The following is a 1,851-nucleotide window of genomic DNA, read 5'->3' on the forward strand; positions in this document are numbered from 1 at the left end:
CCCTCGGCCTGCAGTTGGGCGTAGCAGTCCTGGACCAGGCCCCGCGACAGCCCCAGGCTGCGGGCGAGTTCGCGGGAGGACGGGAGCCGTTCGCCGACCTGCAGGCGCCCGCTGCGGATCGCGTCCCGTACCTGGTGTTCCAGTTGCGAACGCAGCGGCTCGCCGCTGTCACGGTCGATGACCATCAACAACTCCGGCGACAGACCGGACCACTGCAGCGGCATGGAAATGGAGCTTACCGGCGGTCCGCTCGCGCCTTAGCGTCCACCGCATGACCACGCCGAAGAACCCGCACACCCCCGCGTCCGCCGCCTCCACCAATGCGCCCGATGCGCGACCGCCCCTGGTGACGCAGCCGTTGATGCTGCGTTTCGTGAGCATCATCGGTGCCTCGGGGAGCTTCTACCTGCTGTTGTCGGTCGTCCCGCTCTACGCCACCACGGCCGGCGGGGGCGGCAACGCCGCAGGACTGGCCACGGGAGCGCTGATGCTGGCCACGGTCTGCGGTGAGCTGGCGGCACCCCGGCTGGTCGCCCGCTACGGCTACCGCCTGGCGCTGGCAGCCGGACTGATCCTGCTCGGCGCACCCGCACTGGCTCTGACCGCCTTCCAGGGCATGGCATGGATCGTGGTGGTCTGCCTTGTGCGTGGGGTCGGCTTCGCGCTCACCGTCGTCGCGGGCGGCGGGTTGACGGCATCGCTGATCCATCCGGCGCGCCGTGGTGAGGCGCTTGCGGTGGTCGGCGTCGTGTCGGGGGTGCCGAGCCTGCTGGCTTTGCCGCTGGGGGTGTGGCTTGCCGGGCATGCGGGGTACGGACCTGTCTCCGTCGCCGCCGGTGTCGTCGCGTTGGCCGCGATCGCTGCCGTGCCGGGCCTGCCCGACCGGGAGTTGACGTCGGGACGGTCGGTAGGCGTCGTGGCTGGTTTCCGTACCGGAGCTCTCACGCGACCTGCTGTCGTCTTCGCGACCACCGCGCTGGCAGCCGGGATCATCGTCACCTTTCTCCCCCTCGCCGTTCCGTCGGCACGGGGCGGAATCGTCGCCGTGGCCCTGTTCGTCCAGCCCGCGGCGTCAACCATCGCCCGCTGGGTCGCAGGCCGGCACGGCGACCGTCACGGGCCTGCCCGGCTCGTTCTGCCCGGCCTGCTCACGTCAGCCGCCGGAATGCTCATGACATCGTTCACGGACAATGCCGTGGCGGTCGTCGTCGGCACGGCGCTCTTCGGCATCGGCTTCGGCATCACCCAGAACTCCACCCTGACGCTGATGTACGCACGAGTCCCCACAGCCGGCTACGACACCGTCAGCGCCATGTGGAACTTCGCCTACGACGCGGGCATGGGCATCGGAGCCCTCGGCTTCGGGGCACTCGCCGGCCGCACCGACTACCCCCTCGCCTTTGTTCTGACCGCCGCACTGATGCTCACCGCCGTCGCCCCCGCATGGCGCGACCGACCGGCCCTTGGAGCCAACAGCGCATCGTAGGAACGATCGCAGTGCCGGCACCGATTGTCTGCAAAGCTTGTATTGGAGGCACCAAGTGCGCTGCCCGGTCAGCGGTGTCGGGCTCGCATCACGCCTCGGGCGCGATCCACTTGTGAAAGCACACCCGGTCCTGGCCCTGCCAGGGCGCAGAAAACGCTAACTACCCGGCCTTGAGCCGTGCTCGGCCGGCTTGGACTTGGCGATCTTCTTGATCTCCCGGCGTTCCGGGAGGGTGAAGGTCTTTGGCCGGCCGCCTTTGTACTTGGGGTAGAGGGAGTCGAGTCCGTCGGCGTTGAAGTTGTGGATCACATCGCGGACTCGGTCGGCGCTGGTGGACGTCGCCTCGGCGATCTTCACCACCGACA

2 protein-coding genes and 1 pseudogene are annotated in these 1,851 nt (G+C 69.1%); 1 reads left to right on the plus strand and 2 read right to left on the minus strand.

Annotation, left to right across the window (positions count from 1 at the left end):
• On the minus strand, window positions 1–224 hold a 224-nt coding region (locus IEZ17_RS41560; RefSeq protein ID WP_189308822.1), incomplete at its 3' end, for a GntR family transcriptional regulator.
• Window positions 225–271: 47 nt separating this feature from the next.
• On the opposite strand from IEZ17_RS41560, the gene IEZ17_RS41565 reads away from it, so the two are divergent.
• Window positions 272–1,486, plus strand: a complete 1,215-nt coding sequence (locus IEZ17_RS41565) for an MFS transporter (RefSeq protein WP_189308823.1) — start codon at window positions 272–274, stop codon at window positions 1,484–1,486.
• Between the two features lie 174 nt (window positions 1,487–1,660).
• Here the strand turns inward: IEZ17_RS41565 and IEZ17_RS41570 are convergent.
• A pseudogene (locus IEZ17_RS41570) lies at window positions 1,661–1,851 on the minus strand (helix-turn-helix domain-containing protein); the annotation flags it as partial.

Origin of the sequence: Streptomyces albospinus, assembly GCF_014648695.1 — a bacterium.
In the GTDB taxonomy this organism is placed as follows: Bacteria; Actinomycetota; Actinomycetes; order Streptomycetales; family Streptomycetaceae; genus Streptomyces; species Streptomyces albospinus.